Source organism: Rhizobium ruizarguesonis (genome assembly GCF_012349115.1).
Taxonomy (GTDB): Bacteria; Pseudomonadota; Alphaproteobacteria; order Rhizobiales; family Rhizobiaceae; genus Rhizobium; species Rhizobium ruizarguesonis.
The window spans coordinates 231,564-247,561 of record NZ_PQIG01000067.1; the positions used below are offsets into that span (position 1 = coordinate 231,564).

Genomic DNA, 15,998 nt, shown 5'->3' on the forward strand with positions numbered 1-15,998 from the left:
CTAAGTTCAGTGCGGCTTGACCGTCGCCATGTACTCGGCGAACGGCGCGGAGTCGTAGATCACGTCGGTGGATGCGATCTTCCCGCCGTTGACCGTGATGAGCTCGACGGTCAAGGCGCGCGGAACAGGATGGGTTTCGACTTCATAGACGATGACGGCCTGATCATCATCGCCGTAGACAGCGAGAATGTTCACGCTTTTGATCATGCGCGCAAAGCCTTCGTGGAAGCCGCGAAATGCCTGCGTGCCGCTCAGTTTGCCGATCGGCGACGAGCAGACGACGTCCTCGGCCGAGATTTCAAGAATAGTGTCGATGTCTTTGCTGGAGATCGCTTCGATATAGGTGCAGGCAATTGCTGTCGCGCGTCCGGTGTGTTCAGCCATGATCATGTCCTTTCGTTGGTGATGTTTGGCCGAAATGGTCTTACCGAGGGTTAGTGACACGATATGTCAGCATTAAGCGCCATTTGATTGTTTTCTAGATATTTTGCTATTAAAACGTGTAAAACCATAAAGCTGCTGGTGTGCCCGACACTCAGATCGCCGCTGGTGGCGTTTGCTGCCGCGTTTCGCGCATTTGTAAGCAGCAGCTAGGGAACAATGACGCGTTGGCGAGGTTCTGAATGATCACGCAAAGATCCTAAGGAGGACGTCAGATGCGTATGAAACTCGTAGCAGCTTCGGTGCTCGCTATCGGCATGGCCACGTCTGCTTTCGCCCAATCCAATCCGGCGCCGGCCGGGGCCACGATCGACAAGAACCACGTCGATCAGGGTGGCGCGAAGGTCAAAACACCGATGGGAACCGACACCACCACGACAAACTCCACGACCGGCGGCACGATGAAGACAGGCAGGACCAAGTGCCCCAACCCGGTCAACAACTCCAGCAATCTTCAAACGCAAGGCGGCACAAGCAACGCCACGCCGATGGATGAGGCCTGCGCAGCGCATAACAATTGATCGCCTTCTTCGCAAAGAACCCCGCTTCGGCGGGGTTCTTTGCGCCGGGCTTCGGCCTATGGCTTGAACTCTCCTTCTGAGTTTATGCGGCGGATTGACGCACAACTCCAGTAATGCTATTCACGTGCTAATTGGTCAGGCCAGTTGACCAGCTGCGCGCTTGAGGAGAAGCTCGCCTAGGGAGGCCCACGATGTTTTCGCCTGTTGAATCACGCCGCCTTTATCGGCAGGTCGCGGATCAGATTCGCTTGATGATCGCCAGCGGCGAGCTTGCCGTTGGCCAGCGGCTGCCGGCCGAGCGCGACCTGGCGGAGCAACTGTCGGTTTCACGCCCGACCGTCCGCGAGGCGCTGATCGTCCTTGAGGTCGAGGGCCTCGTCAACATCCGCATGGGATCCGGCATCTATGTGGTGCGCCAGCATGCTGCGACCGTCACCGGGGCCGAGCGCGAGCCGGTGGAGGGGCCGTTCGAGCTGCTGCAGGCGCGCGCCATTATCGAATGCGCCATCGCCGAAGAAGCTGCCGGTCGCGCCAAACCGGACGATATCGCTCTGCTCGATGAAGCTCTGACGCGTATGGGTGGCGTGGTCAACGATGCAATCGCAGTGCTCGATGCCGATCGCGCCTTCCACACCGGCATTGCCGCCATCGTCGGGAATGCGACATTGATCCGTGTCACGGGTGAGATGTTCGACATGCGCATGACCCCTTATTTCGCAAGGCTCGCCAGCCACTTCGAGGGGCCTACGACATGGCGCAGCGCCCTGGACGAGCATCGGGCCATTCGCGACGCGATCGCTGCCGGCGATGCCGCTGGCGCCAAGGCGGCCATGCGCGCCCATCTCACAATGTCGCAGAAGAGGTTCTCCGAGAGCTTCGGGGAGGAGTTCTCGGGGGAAGAGGAGCGCGGACGCAACAAGCGGCCGCCGAAAGGAACTGCCAAGACTTAACCCAAGCTCGGGAGGAGAGAGCAATGAAAAGCAGACTGGCAACGATACTTTGCACTGCAGCCGCGATCATGGCGAGCAGCGCGATCGTGCATGCCCAGACAGTGCTGAAATGGGCGCATGTCTATGAAACGTCAGAGCCCTTCCACACGGATTCTGTCTGGGCCGCGGAAGAGATCAACAAGCGCACCGATGGGCGCTACAAGATCGAGGTCTATCCGGCATCGCAGCTCGGCAAGGAAGCCGACATCAACCAGGGCCTCAAGCTCGGGACCGTCGACATCATCATCTCGGGATCGAGCTTCGCGGCACGCGACTACAAGCCGATCGGCGTGACTTACTTCCCCTATATCTTCCGCGGTCCCGATCACTTGATCGCCTACACCAAGAGCGATGTCTTCAAGCGTCTTGCCAAAGGCTATGAAGACAAGACCGGCAACCACATCGCCGCCGTCAGCTATTACGGCACGCGCCATACGACATCAAACAAGCCGATTGCCAAATGCGCCGATATGCAGGGCTTGAAGATCCGGGTGCCTGACGTTCCGGCCTATCTCGCCATGCCGCGCGCCTGCGGCGCCAACACCACGCCGATCGCCTTTGCCGAGGTCTATCTCGCCTTGCAGAACGGCACGGTCGAGGCACAGGAAAATCCGCTGACGACAATCGAGGCGAAGAAGTTCTACGAAGTCCAGAAGAACATCATCCTCACCGGCCACATCGTCGATCACCTCAACACCGTGATCTCGAAGACGCGGTGGGCGAGCCTTTCCGACGAGGACAAGAAGATCTTCGGCGAGGTTATGCAGGAGGCGGCCGAGCGCACCAGCAAGACGATCGCCGGCAAGGAAAATAACCTCATCGCGACCTTCAAGGAAAAGGGCCTGAATGTCACCGAGGTCGACAAAGCCGATTTCGAAAAGACCGTGATGGAAAAGGTCAAGTTCGAGGATTTCGGTTACGAGAAGGCCGATTGGGAAGCAATCCGCGCGATCCAGTAAACTACGCGGCGCGGCGCCTTACAGCGCCGCGCGTCTTTCAGACGCGCAAGGACGCTGTAACACTTTGGTTGCTGCAGACGCCGCGCTCCTTCATTCCGATCTGGAACAGGGCCGATCATGTCGCAAGAAATTCATACGCAAATCACGGCCGAAGAAATCGGTCACGAGTTCGAAGGGCACGCGCCGACCGCAAACGTCTCGGACTATGCCATCGAGGACTGGATCACGCTGCTCGTCTTCTGGCTGATGGCCGGTTGCGTGTTCCTGCAGTTCTTCACGCGCTATGTGCTGAACGACAGCTACGCATGGACCGAGGAGATCGCGATCAATTGTCTGATCGGTGTCGTCTTTCTCGGTTCCGTCATGTGCGTGCGCACGTCGCGGCATATCCAGGTGGACGTGTTCTATCACTATATGCCAGCAGGCCTGGCACGCGTGCTCGCCACTTTCGTCGATATCGTCCGCATCGGCTTCTTCGCCTATGGCTGCCATCTGATGTGGCGTTACGTCGACATCGTGGCGGACGAGCAGATGGTCACCATCGATCTGCCGCGCAACATCGTCTTCTACAGCGTTCTCATCGCCTTCGTGTTGATGCTGATCCGCGCGATCGTCGTCTTCATCGCCAACATGCGCCGCGGCTACTCCGTTCTGGAGCGCCCCGAAGAATTCCAGACCGTCGAGGATTGATCCGATGCTGCTGCTTCTTGGCTCGTTTCTGGTGCTGATGCTGGTCGGGGTGCCCGTTGCCATCTCTATGGCCGTCGCATCCGTGCTTTACATCGTCCTTTATGGCGTCGCGCCCGACATCATCGTCGCCCAGCGCATGATCGCCGGCGTCGAAAGCTTCCCGCTGCTCGCCGTGCCCTTCTTCATCCTCGCGGGCAACCTGATGAACTCAGCCGGTGTCACCGGCCGCATCTATTCCTTTGCCGTCGCTCTTGTCGGCTGGATGAAGGGCGGTCTCGCGCAAGTCAACATCATCGGTTCAGTGATCTTCTCCGGCATGTCGGGCACAGCGCTCGCCGACGCAGCGGGTATCGGCACGATCGAGATCAAGGCGATGAAAGATCACGGCTATCCGGTCGAGGCCGCGGTCGGCGTGACGGCGGCTTCGGCAACGCTCGGCCCGATCTTCCCGCCGTCGCTGCCTTTCGTGATCTACGGCATGATGGCGAACGTATCGATCGGCGCTCTTTTCATGGCGGGCATCCTGCCCGGCATTGTCATGACGCTCCTGATGATGATAACCGTCGCCGCCTTTGCCTATTGGAAGCGCTGGGGCTCCGATGCGCCGTTCGATGTGAGGCAGCTGCTGTCGGCGGGGATGGAAATCGTCGTCGTCTTGGCAGTGCCGCTGGCCATCTATCTGCTGATGCAGGCGGGCGTATCGATGAATGTTGCGGCGGGCATTGCCCTTGCCCTGCTTCTTGCCCTCGACTGGTATTTCCGCTTCTCCGCCGTCATGGCGCTGATGACGCCTGTCATCCTCATCGGCGGCATGACGATGGGCTGGTTCACGCCGACGGAGGCCGCCGTCGCAGCCGTCCTCTGGTCCCTGTTCCTCGGTCTGGTGCGTTACCGCACGATGACGCCCTCGACGCTCGCCAAGGCAAGTTTCGATACGATCGAGACGACGGCATCCGTTCTCTTCATCGTCACCGCGGCATCGGTCTTTGCCTGGCTGCTGACGGTGAGCCAGGCGGCCCAATTGCTCTCCGATGCGATCCTGTCGATCACCGACAATAAATGGGTTTTCCTGATCCTCGTGAACCTGCTGATGCTCTTCGTCGGCTGCTTCCTGGATACGATCGCAGCCATTACCATCCTCGTGCCGATCCTTCTGCCGATCGTCCTGAAATTCGGGATCGATCCGGTCCAGTTCGGCCTCATCATGACGCTGAACCTGATGATCGGCCTGTTGCACCCGCCGCTCGGCATGGTGCTTTTCGTGCTGTCGAGGGTCGCGAAACTCTCCGTCGAACGCACGACCATGGCGATCCTGCCCTGGCTGGTGCCGCTCTTCCTGGCGCTGATCCTGATCACCTTCGTGCCCGCCATATCGCTGTGGCTGCCGCAGCAGCTTGGACTGTTGAGATAGGATGGACACGATGCGGACACGTGTGGCACGGCTTTACCAAAAGGGCGATCTCAGGATCGAGACCGCCGCGGTTGCGGCCCCTGGTCCCGGCGAGGTGCTTCTCAAAATGGCAGCCGCAGGGATTTGCGGCTCCGACCTGCATTATTATCAGGACGGCGGTTTCGGCCCAGTCCGGGTTCGCGAGCCGATCATACCCGGCCACGAGGCCTCGGGGACGGTGAGCCAAGCGGGCGAGGGGGTCGACCTGAAGACCGGTACGCTGGTGGCGGTCAGTCCCAGCCAACCCTGCGGGCATTGCGAATATTGCCAGAAAAACATGCCGATCCACTGCCTGGACATGCGCTTCATGGGCAGTGCGATGCGCCTGCCGCATGAGCAGGGCATGTTCCGGGAATGGCTGGTGGTGCCGGCCAAGCAATGCTTTGCAGTCGGAGTTGCGACAACTGCTGCAGAAGCGGCCTGCAGTGAGCCGCTCTCCGTCTGCCTGCACGCGGCATCGCGCGCAGGAGATATCACAGGCAAACGCGTGCTGGTCACCGGAGCCGGCCCGATCGGCGACCTGATGGTCGCCGTCGCCTCCTATCACGGCGCAAGCGAGATCGTGGTGACCGATCTCGCGGATGCGGCTCTGGACAGGGCCAAAGCGATAGGCGCCAGCCGCACGATCAATGTTTCCAAAGATGCCCCGGCGCTTGCGGAATACGAGGCGGGAAAGGGCTATTTCGATCTCGTTTTCGAATGCTCGGCCGCCGCTCCGGCCATCCGCGGCGCGATTGCCGCCATCAGGCCGCGCGGAACGATCGTGCAGGTCGGCGTCACGGGAGACGTCTCGATCCCTCTCAACGCCATCGTCGGCAAGGAGCTTCAGCTCCACGGAACGCAGCGCTTCCATGAGGAGTTCGGTACCGCCGTCGAGCTGATCTCCAGCCGCAAGATCGATGTGCGGCCGATCATCAGCCACAGCCTGCCGCTCGAAGAAGCCACCGCAGCCTTCACCCTCGCGGGCGACCGTACGGCGGCCTGCAAGGTGCAACTGACCTTTTAAAGCGCGTCGCGGAACTCACACCTGTGCTCGGTCGGGCGATGAGCATCGAAGGCCGCTAGGCCGACGCAGCATTCGCTTCACCACGAAGGCAGCAACCTTCCCCTGACCCGACACTGCCCTATCGCTGAGGCGAGCGGATTCGATTCCGGATCTCAGGAAATTCTTGACGCCTATCTTATGTCTACATAATGTCTTTCAAAAGGATTATGAGATGGACGATGACATTATCTCCGAGATCGGCAACCCCGATCGCAAAGTGAATCTGAGCCTGACGCTCCGCAGACGCATCCTGACGATGGAGCTGGCGCCGGGTGCGGTGTTGGACGAAGTGGCGCTGAGCGAGGAGTTCGGGCTATCCCGCCCGCCGGTTCGCGAGTTGATGCGGCAGATGGCTGGCGAAGGCTATATCGAGCTGGAAGCCAACCGGGCGGCGCGCGTCAGTTCGATGAGTTACCAGTCCTTGCATGACTTCTTCCTTCTTGCACCGATGATCTACATCACCGCCAACAAGCTGGCGGCCGAGAATGGAACGCGCGGGCAGCTCGACCTGCTCAAGCAGATGCAGCAGTCGTTTCGAAAGGCCGTCGACAATTGCGACGTCGAGGGGCGCGTCTTCTACAACGACCAGTTCCACCGCCAGATCGGCGAGATGGCACACAACGTCTATCTCGTTCCGAGCCTGCGGCGACTGCAGATCGACCATGCGCGCATCGGCAAGGTCTTCTACAAGCACCCGAACACGCCTCGCATGCAGGAAGAGCTCGAACTCGCCACGCAACAACATGACGAGATGATCGAAGCGATCGGGAAACGCGATCCCGACGCAGCCGGAGAACTGGCGCGGCTTCACCTCGAGCTTTCACGACGAAACATGGCCATGTACGCGGCCCCAGAGGGCCTAGAGACCCCGACCCTCTAGGACCATTTGGCTTGACCCTTCGGCAGCCTAACGCGAGACACAAAACGAATGTCTAACTTCCAGTTTCCAGGCCTGAATCTTGCCATTACGACGCCGTTCGACCATGCCGGACGCATCGACTACGGCAGGCTCGAACACAATGTCGAGCGCTACCTCGCAGCAGGCGTCAAGAGCTTCCTATTCAGCTCCGGCACCGGCATGCACGTCTACCTTTCCAAGGAGGAATCCGAGGAGTTGATCCGGCGCGGAGCGCGGATCGTCAACGGACGGGCAAAGGTGATTGCGCAGACCTCCGCTCTCCTCGTGGAAGACGTCATCGAGCGTACTATCCGCGCGCGCGACGCTGGCGCCGAAGGCGTCATGGTTCTTCCGCCCTTCTTCGAGGGACCGACCGACGACCAAGGCATCGTCGATTTCTACAGCGAGGTTGCGACGGCCGGTCTTCCGGTGATTGGCTACAACGTTCCCCAAGCGGTCGGCGTCGCCGTCACGACCGAACTTCTCGACAAGCTGAGCGAAATCCCCGGCTTTTGTGCCGTCAAGGACAGCAGCGGCGATCTTGGAAAGCAGGCAGCACTTATCCGCACCGGCCGTTTCGTCATGAATGGCGCTGACCCTCTCGTTCCCTACGCGCTCTATGCCGGATGCAACGGCCTGATCTGGGGTGGGGCGAACTTCGCTCCGAGAACCTGCGTCGCCCTCGTCGAGGCCGCCGCTGAGCACAAGTGGGACGAGGTTCGCGCCCTTTGGAAAATCTTGGAGCCGTCGATGGGGCTGATCTGGGAAGGCGACTACGTGCAGTCCGTCTATGCGGCGGCAGATCTGGTGGGCTACGGCGCCGGCGTTCCACGAAAGCCGCTGCGCGGGCTTGCCCCAGAAAAGCTTCCGGCCGTCCGGCGCGCGCTCGAAACGCTCATGGAGCGGGAAGCAATCTGACGTGACCCAGGCCGCAAGGAACGTCTTCGTTGCATCCAGGCTTCCGAAACGCGCAGGCGTTTCGGGCTGGGTGGCCACGCTTGCGCCGCGCACGCCACAGTCCACGCTGAACGGTTCGGTCATTGCGGATGTCGCAATCATAGGCGGCGGTTTCGCAGGGCTTTCCGCGGCCCGGCGCATCTCACGCCTGGACCCAACCGCGCGGGTCGCCGTGCTGGAAGCGGGTATTGTCGGCGAGGGGCCGGCGGGCGCGAATTCGGGCTTCATCATCGACCTGCCGCACGAGGTCTCGTCCGATGGTTTCAGCGGAGAGTCGGCGGCCAGGTTCAGACAGTCCGTGCTCATACAGCGCTCGGCTATTGCTCTGGCGACCGAGATGGCGACCGAAAACGGTTGGGAGAAGAACGTGTTCGATCCCTGTGGTCGATACAGCGTCGCCATCAGCGCGGAAGGCGACAAGCACCTCGAGGACTATGCGCAGCAGCTCTCGAAAATGGGCGAAGACCATCGGCTCCTGAGGACCAGGGAGATCGGAGCGGTCACGGGATCGCCGGTCTACACCTCCGGTCTGTTCACGCCCGGTACGGTCATCGTGCAGCCCGCCGCCTACATTCGCGGGGTCGCCGACTGCCTGAAGAAGCCGGTCACCCTTTACGAGCGGACGCCGGCGCTCTCGTTCGAACGCCTCGGTACGGGCTGGCTCGTCAAGACGCCGCAGGGTTCGGTGCAGGCGGCGAAGATCATCATGGCAAACAATGGACATGCGGAGAGCTTCGGCTTCTTCCGTGGACGCCTGCTTCACGTCTTCACCTACGCCTCCCTCACCGAGGCGTTCGACCCCTCGTGCCTCAGTGGAGAACGGAAGTGGGCCGCCACTCCCGCCCTGCCGATGGGAACGACCGTCCGCCGCATCAGCACCGGCACCGGCACCGGCGACCGAATCCTGGTGCGCTCCCGCTACAGCTATAATCCGAGCATCGCAGTCAGCGACGCCGCGATCCAGCGAGCCGGCCGCCTCCACGACGGCAAGTTCTCCAAACGCTTTCCCACCCTTAGCGGCGTCGGGATGCAGTATCGCTGGGCCGGTGCGATGGCGCTCACACGCAATCATGTGCCGGCATTCGGTGAGATCGAGCGTGGCGTATTCGCGGCATGCGGCTGCAACGGCCTTGGAGCATCGAACTCGACGGCATCAGGGATCGCGGCTGCGGAGCTGACGCTCGGACATGATTCCGAACTCGGCCGCGTCTACGCGCGCCTGGCTGCCCCGACGGCATTGCCGCCGCAGCCTTTCACGACGATCGGAGCAAAGATCCACCTCGCCTATCGCGAGTGGAGTGCAGGATCCGAGTGACGAGGGACGACATCACCATTGTATCACCCGGCGGTTCGTCCTGCCGGACGGTGAGCCGTTCCGGCAATGCCGAATCGATCGGTTCGCTATAAATAAACGCTATAGCGGCAGAGTGGAGCTGTGTTGGCCAGCGACGCTTCCCTGAACCTACTGTGATGGTGTCAGCGCTGGGCTGAGGCTATAAGAACCGCGGTGTTGGGTAGCGGTCCAGCAAGGACTGAAGCCCCAGAATTTCTGCGGCATCGGCCATTCTAGTTTGCTTTCCAGTTCGCATTATCGGGGATCGACCGCTGAGGCACGACGACCTGGATGATGGACGGACTGTTCAGGTTTTCTTTCGCGCCATTTATGGCTTCCTCGAGTTCGCCATAGGTGTCCACTTTCCAGCCTTGGCAGCCAAAGACCTCTGCCAACTTGCTGTAATTCCATCGGTGCAGGATGCATGAATTGTAAAACGGCTTGTTACCATGGAAAACCGATGCATCGGCAAGCCATTGCTCCACGCCATAGATGCCGTTGTCCATCACGAAGATGATCGGGTTGAGATTGAAGCGGGTTTGTGTCGAGAGGCATTGAGCGGTCATCTGAAACCCGCCATCCCCCGCAAAGACCAGTAGCCTCTGTTTATCTTGCTTCGCCAGCGAAACCCCGGTCGCGGCGGGACCGATATAACCGATCGCCGAATAGGATGATTGTACGATGAAACCGCGGCGAGCACCCACTTCAAGAAGCAAGCTCCCGAAATAATTCAAACTCGCGTCGGCACCAACGATAGTATTTCCGTCGATCTGCTGCTGAATGAAATGGTAGAAGCCCTGATAGGTAATTTCGCCTGCCGGATTCACGGCCGGCGCTTGCCGGGCTGTTTTCGCCGGAAGACTTTGGGCCTTGCACGTCAGCCTTTTGTCAATCAAGCCGTTGACGAGGTCCGCCAGCGAAACCTCTGCGTTGAAGATCGTGCCATATTTCACTGTATCCCAGGAGGCGAATGCGGTTTTATCGAGATCGATAGGCCAGCCCAAATCATTGATATCAGTCAACCAGACGCCCAGCGCCAATACGAAGTCGGATTCTTTGACCAACGACTGGACATAGGGTGACGACGATTCGCCATCAAATACCCCGGCAAATTGGACATCGTCTTCCGATAGGATGGCCTTGCTCAAAAGCTCGGTCACGTAGGGAATCTTGAGGGCTCGAATGAGCCGCTCCGCCTGGTCGTGAAGGCCAAACCGGTCGATCTCGACACCGATCCAGATCAGGGGTTTGGTGGCATTTTGCAATCTTTCGCTGATTTGCGCGATCGACTGATTGAGACTGTCCTCGTCGGATATGTCCGGCGCCGCTTTTAAAGCATTCGACGGGCGCGTGCATTCCAGGTCCACCATATCCTCCAGCAACTCGATATAGACTGGACGTCTTTCGGTGATGCACTGCGTCAGCGCATAATCTATGAGCATTGGCGCAAGATGAGGGCTATCGATGCGGACGGCAGCGGCCGTTATATATTCGAACACCTGAAGATCCGTTTCCCGCCCGCTGATGAAGTGATGCGCACTGTAGCCGGTTTGTTCGAATGTGAGCGTTTTCTTGATGCTTGGCGCACCGTTGATCAGAACGACCGGCACTTTCTCGACGTAAGATCCGGCGATCGCATTTGTTGCACAAAGCGAGCCTGCGGAATAAGTAACGCAAAGCGCACCAATGCCTTTCAGTCTCGCATAGCCGTCAGCCGCATAACCGGCATTCAGTTCATTCACCTCCTCGATGACCTGAATACCGCTTTTCTCGACATAACTGTTCACCCATTCGATCGAATAATCGCCCGCTACGGAAAACAGGTGTCCCAGGGCCAGTTCGCGAAGTCTGTCGACCAGATATTGTCCAACCGTGTATGTCTCGCCCATGTTCCAACGGCTCCCCTGTTGACGACAATTGACGTATTAAAACTCGCTCGCGTTATCGAATAAGCGCGGTATGTATATGTCGAATATGCCGGGGCATTTTCGTTCGGGAAATCTTTCCAGCAGGAAGCGCTTGAAAGCATCATTGGTGAGTCCGTTGCCGGCGGCCTCCATGGCAACGGACAAATACTCTATATTTTTGGCAACCTCGTTTTTGTCGGCCGGAAAGCCGTGGCCGGGAAGGAACAGGTCGTAGTCGGACAGCAGCATACCCTGCAAAATCCCAATCCAATGCTCCATGTATTTCGTCAGATAAAGGTGCGTTCCGCTGTAGATCAGGTCTTGCGCAATAAAAACGCCCACGTCCGGAAGACCTATGGTGAGGAGAAAATCGATCTCCGTATCAACGACTTCATCAAAGACGTATTTGACTCCGTCGATGACTTCCGCGCCGGCGCGGACAGTTTTTTCGGGAATTATCAGGCTCTTCGGAGCGAGATTGCCCATTTTCCAATGGTCATTCAGGGAATCTTGCCCGTGCTGCTTCAGGAACTCTTTCGTTTCCGGCAATGCATAAATCGGAATGTCGCTGAATGCGGCTCCCAGGCCAAACCAGTGGTCGGGGTGCCTGTGCGACAGGTAAATCCGGTCGATCTCCTTGCCGATACTGTTGGCATATTCCCTGAATTGCAGCGCATAGGGAACGAGGAATTGGCCATCGACAAGAACAAGCTTGTTCCTGCTTTCGATTATGTGCGTTGCATTGGCGATGTTGTCATCCGTGAAAGCTGAAATGAAAGTATGAATACGGACATCGCCTGCTCGCCTGACGATTTTAATGGGATCCGGCAATTGCGTGACCATAGGTATCTCCCTGATTGAAGGTCGTTTGCTGAGGTTTGACGTTCACCCGGGCACGGCGGAGATGAGGGCTCCCCAACATTCCTGGCCAGCATTCCCGGGTTGTTTCCAGCATGTGCGCCCGAGCGCCATCACGGATGAGATCGACGGCCGTGGGACGCGATCTTTTCCTCCAATGTCTCTAGGGCGGCGCGCGCAACCTCGTAGGCGCTGTCGACTCCCGCCTCCGGCGCGTCCTCACCGGGCCGCCAGAAGCGTCTGCGCGTCATTCTCATCGAGCTCTCGAAGGGTGGAATCGCATTAAAGACTTCAACGAGATAGGGGCCGGAATAGACCGGCTCGATTTCGTCCAGCATAATCTCCCAGGGAATCCAGCTATCTCTAACAGCGCCCCGGTCCGGCGCTGAGATATGAACGTAATTCAGTCGGCTCTGCTGTATGGCTCGGGCGACATTTTTCTTGAAGATTGCCGGGCCCTGGCTTTCCATCACGACCTGGGCTGTATCGATCGTGACGCCACAGACCGCAATGTCGGCGCTTTCGAGAAAATCCAGCGCTTCGGAGACCATGGTCGGCCCGGGCGTTTCCCAATTCTTGACGGGTTCGATGGCGAGCTTCACACTCTTCTCTGTAGAATATTGCGCCAGTTCCCGGAAGATGGAGGCCGCCGCCGCGTATCGTGGCTTCATCCAATCCTGAAGCGCGTCGCTCCAGATTCCTTCACCGTCATCCGTCAGCGGAAAGATACCGTAGGGGTACAGGAACGGCCCTGACATGATCGTATTCTCCCCGCCCAGCACCGAGGTGATGTCGACGCGGGATTTGAGATAGGACAACGCCTGCTTGCGCTGTTCCTCGTAGGGCGAGGTCGGATCGAAGGTTCGCGTGGTCCCCACATTGGTTGTGAACTTCACATCCCGGAAGCCCGCCTGATCGAACGCCCTCTTGAGGCTGATATAGCTTTCGACCTCGGTGTGATGACCGACATGGGCCGGTCCTGGGGCGATATGCACATCGAAGCCGGTGTAGCCGATCTCGGTAAGAGCTTTCAGATGCCTGACGAGAACCTGGGTATAGCCCGCGTCATTCGGCCTCAAATCCGCTGTAAACATAAAGAAGCTGAAATATATATCCCGTCTGCGTGCCTCTTCCATCTTCATCGCTCCAGCTGTCACTATCCAGTCATGCGTGGTTCAGGATGATGTCTCGCCCGGCATTGTCACGAGGCGAGATCCCTCCCGGCCCCCTCCACATCGCCATCGGGCTGAACAAACAGCCCGCGCCGGGGCTACCATCCGAGCAGCTTGCGCAGATATTCGCGGCCCATTTTCGCGTATTGCAGCGGATTGGCCTTGGCCGGGTCCTGCTCTGCTTCGACGCAGATCCAACCGGCGAAATCCGCCTCGGCCAAAGCATCGAGGATTTCCGGAAAGGTCTCTATGGAGCCGTCACCCGGGACGGTGAAGATCCCCGCCTCGATACCTTGCTGGAAGGACAATCCTCCGGTGTGAATGTCCCTGACCACCTCGGCGCGAAAGTCCTTCAGGTGAACATGCTTGATGCGGTGGGCGTATTTTCTGGCCAGCGCCAGCGGATCGACACCGGCAGCCGCCTGGTGCGCGGTATCGAGAAGCATGTTGACCAGGCCAGGATCCGTCTCGTCCATGAGCCGGTGGATCTCTTCCGTCTTCATCACCCCGGTTCCGAGATGCGGGTGATAGCAGAGCCGGCGGTTACGGGCCTTGGCTTTCTCTCCCGCCGCATGCAAGCCTTCGATCAGGTGTTTCCACTGTTCCTCGGAGAAATCGGGGCAATTCGGAAACAGGGCGACCGGAAGCGGATTGACCGCTCCGCCAAACTCGGAGACGACCAGATCAGCCCTGCGCGGATCGTCGCTGCCGCCTTCCATGGCTTCGAGGAAGTCGAGCTGAGCATCGACGTTTTCGAGCGTATGACGATTCATCGCCTTGATGGTGAAGTAAGTGCTCACCCAAGGCTCGGAAATCCGCAATCCCCTGAGTTCGAGGACAGGCCGCAATATTTTCGGGTCCGTCGGATACTTATGGCCGACGCCACATCCGACATAGCCGGCGAGCGCCATTTCACTCAGAGCCTGCTCGTAGGGGATGCCGATGTCGATGTTGATGAAATCGTCATTCCACCAGAGCGTGGGGATGACACCGAGCCAGACCTTGGCGGGCGTCAGTCGATGCAGATATGTCGTCATGGCAATGATCCAGTTCTTTGAAGACAAACGGAAGTGGCGTCAGGTCAGGTTTTGGAATCGAGAGCCGGAAAAGCCGGAATTTTCGGTGGAAAGGCCCAGGAGCCGAAACCCGGACCCTTGGCGCCTGCGGGGTGGGCTCCGATCGCCTTCCAGAGCAAACCCTCGACATAAGCATCGGGAGAAACGACGAAGGTGATATTCGCAGGCCTGGGGCCAAAGCGCTCCGTCCAGGCGGAGGACAGCTCGAACCAGGTGCCGGAATACCAGAGCTTGATCAGCGCGCGGGCCACGTCTCCCAGCAATTCATTGCCCAGAATGGTCGTGCGCACCGCCTGGATACGGGCCTCACCTTCGGGCGGTGGCAGGGCGGCGAAGGCGGCCAGCAGCGCGTCGGCGATCTCGCTGCCGACCACCTTGTCGAGCGTGGCGAGATAGCGTTCCGCCAGGCCCGTTCCCAGAAGATCGAAGTGGGAGAAGGCCGTCAATTCGACGGAGAGACTCAGAAATGCCTCGAAACGGCGGCTCATGCGTTCGCCTCCGCCTGCCGGGTGACGGCTGGCTGTTTGATATTGCCGGGGATCTCATAGGTGGGGCTGCCGTTCTTGTCGGGATGCCTCGGCAGGGGATTGCGGATGAGTTCGAGGATCATGTTGCGGAATTCGAACATCATCGGAACGGCTTCCAGCAGCAAGTTCGGCTGGCCGTTATAGGCACGCGTCAAAAGCTGGAGAAATCCGCCGTAGCGCGTGTTGAAGGCGATCGCCGCCTCACGCAGTTCCGAGCCTTCGCATATGTCCCCCACTTTCAGGTTCTCTTTTATCGGATAGGCGCCTTCCCAATCGACCTGCAACTGCGGACCTGAGGGGTGGCCGGGCTGGTCGCCCTTCTGGTAGTAGCGGCCTTTGACCAGTTCCTCGAAACGGTAGTAATGGGCCAGTTCGTGGTCGTCATCGTCGTAGATACCGCCACCGTCGCCCTCGCCCTGTTCGATGATCAGATCGATGGCTTCCAAGGCGCTTTTCAGATCGGTTACCGGAAACAGCTCGCCGCCGCCGGAGTAATAATATTCCGAGGTGATCTGGCGCGACCTGTCGCCGGTAAAGATGGTTGTGCCCGCCCCATGCGCTTCGGCCTCCAGGTATTTGATGCCTTCCGCGATGGTCGAGTAGAACTCGCCGATACTGAAGAAATGGAGGTCCTCATGCCTCGGATCGCTGGCAAGCGCGGTGATATCAGGGGGAGTTTTGCGATGTATCAGGCCCTTGCCGACGAGGTGTTCAGGACGCTGGGCCGGACGCTCGATTTTCAGGAAAGTCGCCAGCGCCTCACGGCCGAAAGCCTGGATGCTGACCTTGAAATCGGTCTCACCGTCCGGCAGGGCGGCGGGATAGCGGGCTACGAAGTCCGGCCTGACAAGATCCGGTGTGCCGCCGATGGCATTGAGAATATTGGCCGCGATGGTCAGATGCAGCATTTCTTCCACGACGATCACGCGCAGAACCTGGGTCGCATCCTGGTTGACGCCGGGCTTGATCGAGTAAAGCGCCGTCAGATACGGCGGAATCGTCGCATGTTCGAGCTGCATCGCCCGGTAGAGAAACTCTTTCAGCTCATCGAGCGTCTTAATACTGGAGGAATCCATGCTCAGGCTCCATGAAAGATAAGTTGGGTGCACAGGTCGGCTTCGTGTCGCTTGCATCGAGCCAATCGGTTCGTTCCGCGCAGCGGATGCCGGTCTTCG

At 59.2% G+C, this 15,998-nt stretch carries 16 protein-coding genes; 9 read left to right on the plus strand and 7 right to left on the minus strand.

The genetic code is table 11. The annotated features are described in order from the left end of the window. Nucleotides 1–6 precede the first annotated feature (6 nt). Nucleotides 7–390, minus strand: coding sequence for a nuclear transport factor 2 family protein (locus C3Y91_RS10285; RefSeq protein WP_029768180.1), 384 nt, complete (start codon nucleotides 388–390; stop codon nucleotides 7–9). Between the two features lie 266 nt (nucleotides 391–656). On the opposite strand from C3Y91_RS10285, the gene C3Y91_RS10290 reads away from it, so the two are divergent. The 9 genes from C3Y91_RS10290 (at nucleotide 657) to C3Y91_RS10330 (ending at nucleotide 9,265) form a co-directional block, all read left to right on the plus strand. Next, the gene (locus C3Y91_RS10290) at nucleotides 657–962 is read left to right on the plus strand and encodes a hypothetical protein (RefSeq protein ID WP_024322042.1); all 306 of its coding nucleotides are present in this window, start codon (nucleotides 657–659) and stop codon (nucleotides 960–962) included. A 191-nt stretch (nucleotides 963–1,153) separates the two neighbouring features. After that, nucleotides 1,154–1,912 carry a FadR/GntR family transcriptional regulator gene (locus tag C3Y91_RS10295; protein ID WP_024322043.1) on the plus strand — a complete coding sequence of 253 codons (759 nt, stop codon included), beginning with the start codon at nucleotides 1,154–1,156 and terminating at the stop codon, nucleotides 1,910–1,912. Nucleotides 1,913–1,935: 23 nt separating this feature from the next. Then, nucleotides 1,936–2,910, plus strand: a complete 975-nt coding sequence (locus C3Y91_RS10300; RefSeq protein ID WP_168575282.1) for a sialic acid TRAP transporter substrate-binding protein SiaP — start codon at nucleotides 1,936–1,938, stop codon at nucleotides 2,908–2,910. 117 nt (nucleotides 2,911–3,027) lie between these two features. Further along, complete coding sequence (locus tag C3Y91_RS10305; RefSeq protein WP_018068277.1) at nucleotides 3,028–3,600, plus strand: TRAP transporter small permease; 573 nt, start codon at nucleotides 3,028–3,030, stop codon at nucleotides 3,598–3,600. A gap of 4 nt (nucleotides 3,601–3,604) precedes the next feature. Further along, a complete protein-coding gene (locus tag C3Y91_RS10310; RefSeq protein WP_024322044.1) occupies nucleotides 3,605–5,011 on the plus strand; it encodes a TRAP transporter large permease in 1,407 nt (468 codons plus the stop codon). Between the two features lie 10 nt (nucleotides 5,012–5,021). Next, a complete protein-coding gene (locus C3Y91_RS10315; RefSeq protein WP_075226036.1) occupies nucleotides 5,022–6,056 on the plus strand; it encodes an L-idonate 5-dehydrogenase in 1,035 nt (344 codons plus the stop codon). 211 nt (nucleotides 6,057–6,267) lie between these two features. Then, the gene (locus C3Y91_RS10320) at nucleotides 6,268–6,975 is read left to right on the plus strand and encodes a GntR family transcriptional regulator (RefSeq protein WP_024322046.1); all 708 of its coding nucleotides are present in this window, start codon (nucleotides 6,268–6,270) and stop codon (nucleotides 6,973–6,975) included. Between the two features lie 48 nt (nucleotides 6,976–7,023). After that, nucleotides 7,024–7,911, plus strand: coding sequence for a dihydrodipicolinate synthase family protein (locus tag C3Y91_RS10325; RefSeq protein WP_024322047.1), 888 nt, complete (start codon nucleotides 7,024–7,026; stop codon nucleotides 7,909–7,911). 1 nt (nucleotide 7,912) lies between these two features. Next, a complete protein-coding gene (locus C3Y91_RS10330) occupies nucleotides 7,913–9,265 on the plus strand; it encodes an NAD(P)/FAD-dependent oxidoreductase (RefSeq protein ID WP_024322048.1) in 1,353 nt (450 codons plus the stop codon). A gap of 251 nt (nucleotides 9,266–9,516) precedes the next feature. On the opposite strand, the gene C3Y91_RS10335 is transcribed toward C3Y91_RS10330, so the two are convergent. The 6 genes from C3Y91_RS10335 to C3Y91_RS10360 all read right to left on the minus strand — a co-directional run bounded on the left by C3Y91_RS10335 (nucleotide 9,517) and on the right by C3Y91_RS10360 (nucleotide 15,899). Beyond that, nucleotides 9,517–11,172 carry an alpha-keto acid decarboxylase family protein gene (locus C3Y91_RS10335; protein ID WP_168575283.1) on the minus strand — a complete coding sequence of 552 codons (1,656 nt, stop codon included), beginning with the start codon at nucleotides 11,170–11,172 and terminating at the stop codon, nucleotides 9,517–9,519. 36 nt (nucleotides 11,173–11,208) lie between these two features. Beyond that, nucleotides 11,209–12,033, minus strand: coding sequence for an MBL fold metallo-hydrolase (locus C3Y91_RS10340; protein WP_024322050.1), 825 nt, complete (start codon nucleotides 12,031–12,033; stop codon nucleotides 11,209–11,211). A 128-nt stretch (nucleotides 12,034–12,161) separates the two neighbouring features. Further along, complete coding sequence (locus C3Y91_RS10345) at nucleotides 12,162–13,190, minus strand: sugar phosphate isomerase/epimerase family protein (RefSeq protein WP_029768183.1); 1,029 nt, start codon at nucleotides 13,188–13,190, stop codon at nucleotides 12,162–12,164. A 128-nt stretch (nucleotides 13,191–13,318) separates the two neighbouring features. After that, on the minus strand, nucleotides 13,319–14,257 hold the full coding sequence (gene iolE, locus C3Y91_RS10350; RefSeq protein ID WP_024322052.1) for a myo-inosose-2 dehydratase: 939 nt from the start codon (nucleotides 14,255–14,257) through the stop codon (nucleotides 13,319–13,321). Nucleotides 14,258–14,301: 44 nt separating this feature from the next. Beyond that, entirely contained in the window at nucleotides 14,302–14,784 is a 483-nt protein-coding gene (locus C3Y91_RS10355; RefSeq protein WP_024322053.1) for a hypothetical protein, read from the minus strand. After that, a complete protein-coding gene (locus C3Y91_RS10360) occupies nucleotides 14,781–15,899 on the minus strand; it encodes a ferritin-like domain-containing protein (RefSeq protein ID WP_024322054.1) in 1,119 nt (372 codons plus the stop codon). Before C3Y91_RS10360 ends, C3Y91_RS10355 begins: the two co-directional genes overlap by 4 nt. Nucleotides 15,900–15,998 lie beyond the last annotated feature (99 nt).

Coding starts and splice junctions, on each gene's coding strand:
- C3Y91_RS10340 (WP_024322050.1), bottom strand. CDS start 12,033: ATGGTCACGCAATTGCCGGATCCCATTAAAATCGTCAGGCGAGCAGGC.
- C3Y91_RS10300 (WP_168575282.1), top strand. CDS start 1,936: ATGAAAAGCAGACTGGCAACGATACTTTGCACTGCAGCCGCGATCATG.
- C3Y91_RS10345 (WP_029768183.1), bottom strand. CDS start 13,190: ATGAAGATGGAAGAGGCACGCAGACGGGATATATATTTCAGCTTCTTT.
- C3Y91_RS10295 (WP_024322043.1), top strand. CDS start 1,154: ATGTTTTCGCCTGTTGAATCACGCCGCCTTTATCGGCAGGTCGCGGAT.
- C3Y91_RS10285 (WP_029768180.1), bottom strand. CDS start 390: ATGATCATGGCTGAACACACCGGACGCGCGACAGCAATTGCCTGCACC.
- C3Y91_RS10310 (WP_024322044.1), top strand. CDS start 3,605: ATGCTGCTGCTTCTTGGCTCGTTTCTGGTGCTGATGCTGGTCGGGGTG.
- iolE (WP_024322052.1), bottom strand. CDS start 14,257: ATGACGACATATCTGCATCGACTGACGCCCGCCAAGGTCTGGCTCGGT.
- C3Y91_RS10320 (WP_024322046.1), top strand. CDS start 6,268: ATGGACGATGACATTATCTCCGAGATCGGCAACCCCGATCGCAAAGTG.
- C3Y91_RS10305 (WP_018068277.1), top strand. CDS start 3,028: ATGTCGCAAGAAATTCATACGCAAATCACGGCCGAAGAAATCGGTCAC.
- C3Y91_RS10360 (WP_024322054.1), bottom strand. CDS start 15,899: ATGGATTCCTCCAGTATTAAGACGCTCGATGAGCTGAAAGAGTTTCTC.
- C3Y91_RS10335 (WP_168575283.1), bottom strand. CDS start 11,172: ATGGGCGAGACATACACGGTTGGACAATATCTGGTCGACAGACTTCGC.
- C3Y91_RS10325 (WP_024322047.1), top strand. CDS start 7,024: ATGTCTAACTTCCAGTTTCCAGGCCTGAATCTTGCCATTACGACGCCG.
- C3Y91_RS10315 (WP_075226036.1), top strand. CDS start 5,022: ATGCGGACACGTGTGGCACGGCTTTACCAAAAGGGCGATCTCAGGATC.
- C3Y91_RS10290 (WP_024322042.1), top strand. CDS start 657: ATGCGTATGAAACTCGTAGCAGCTTCGGTGCTCGCTATCGGCATGGCC.
- C3Y91_RS10355 (WP_024322053.1), bottom strand. CDS start 14,784: ATGAGCCGCCGTTTCGAGGCATTTCTGAGTCTCTCCGTCGAATTGACG.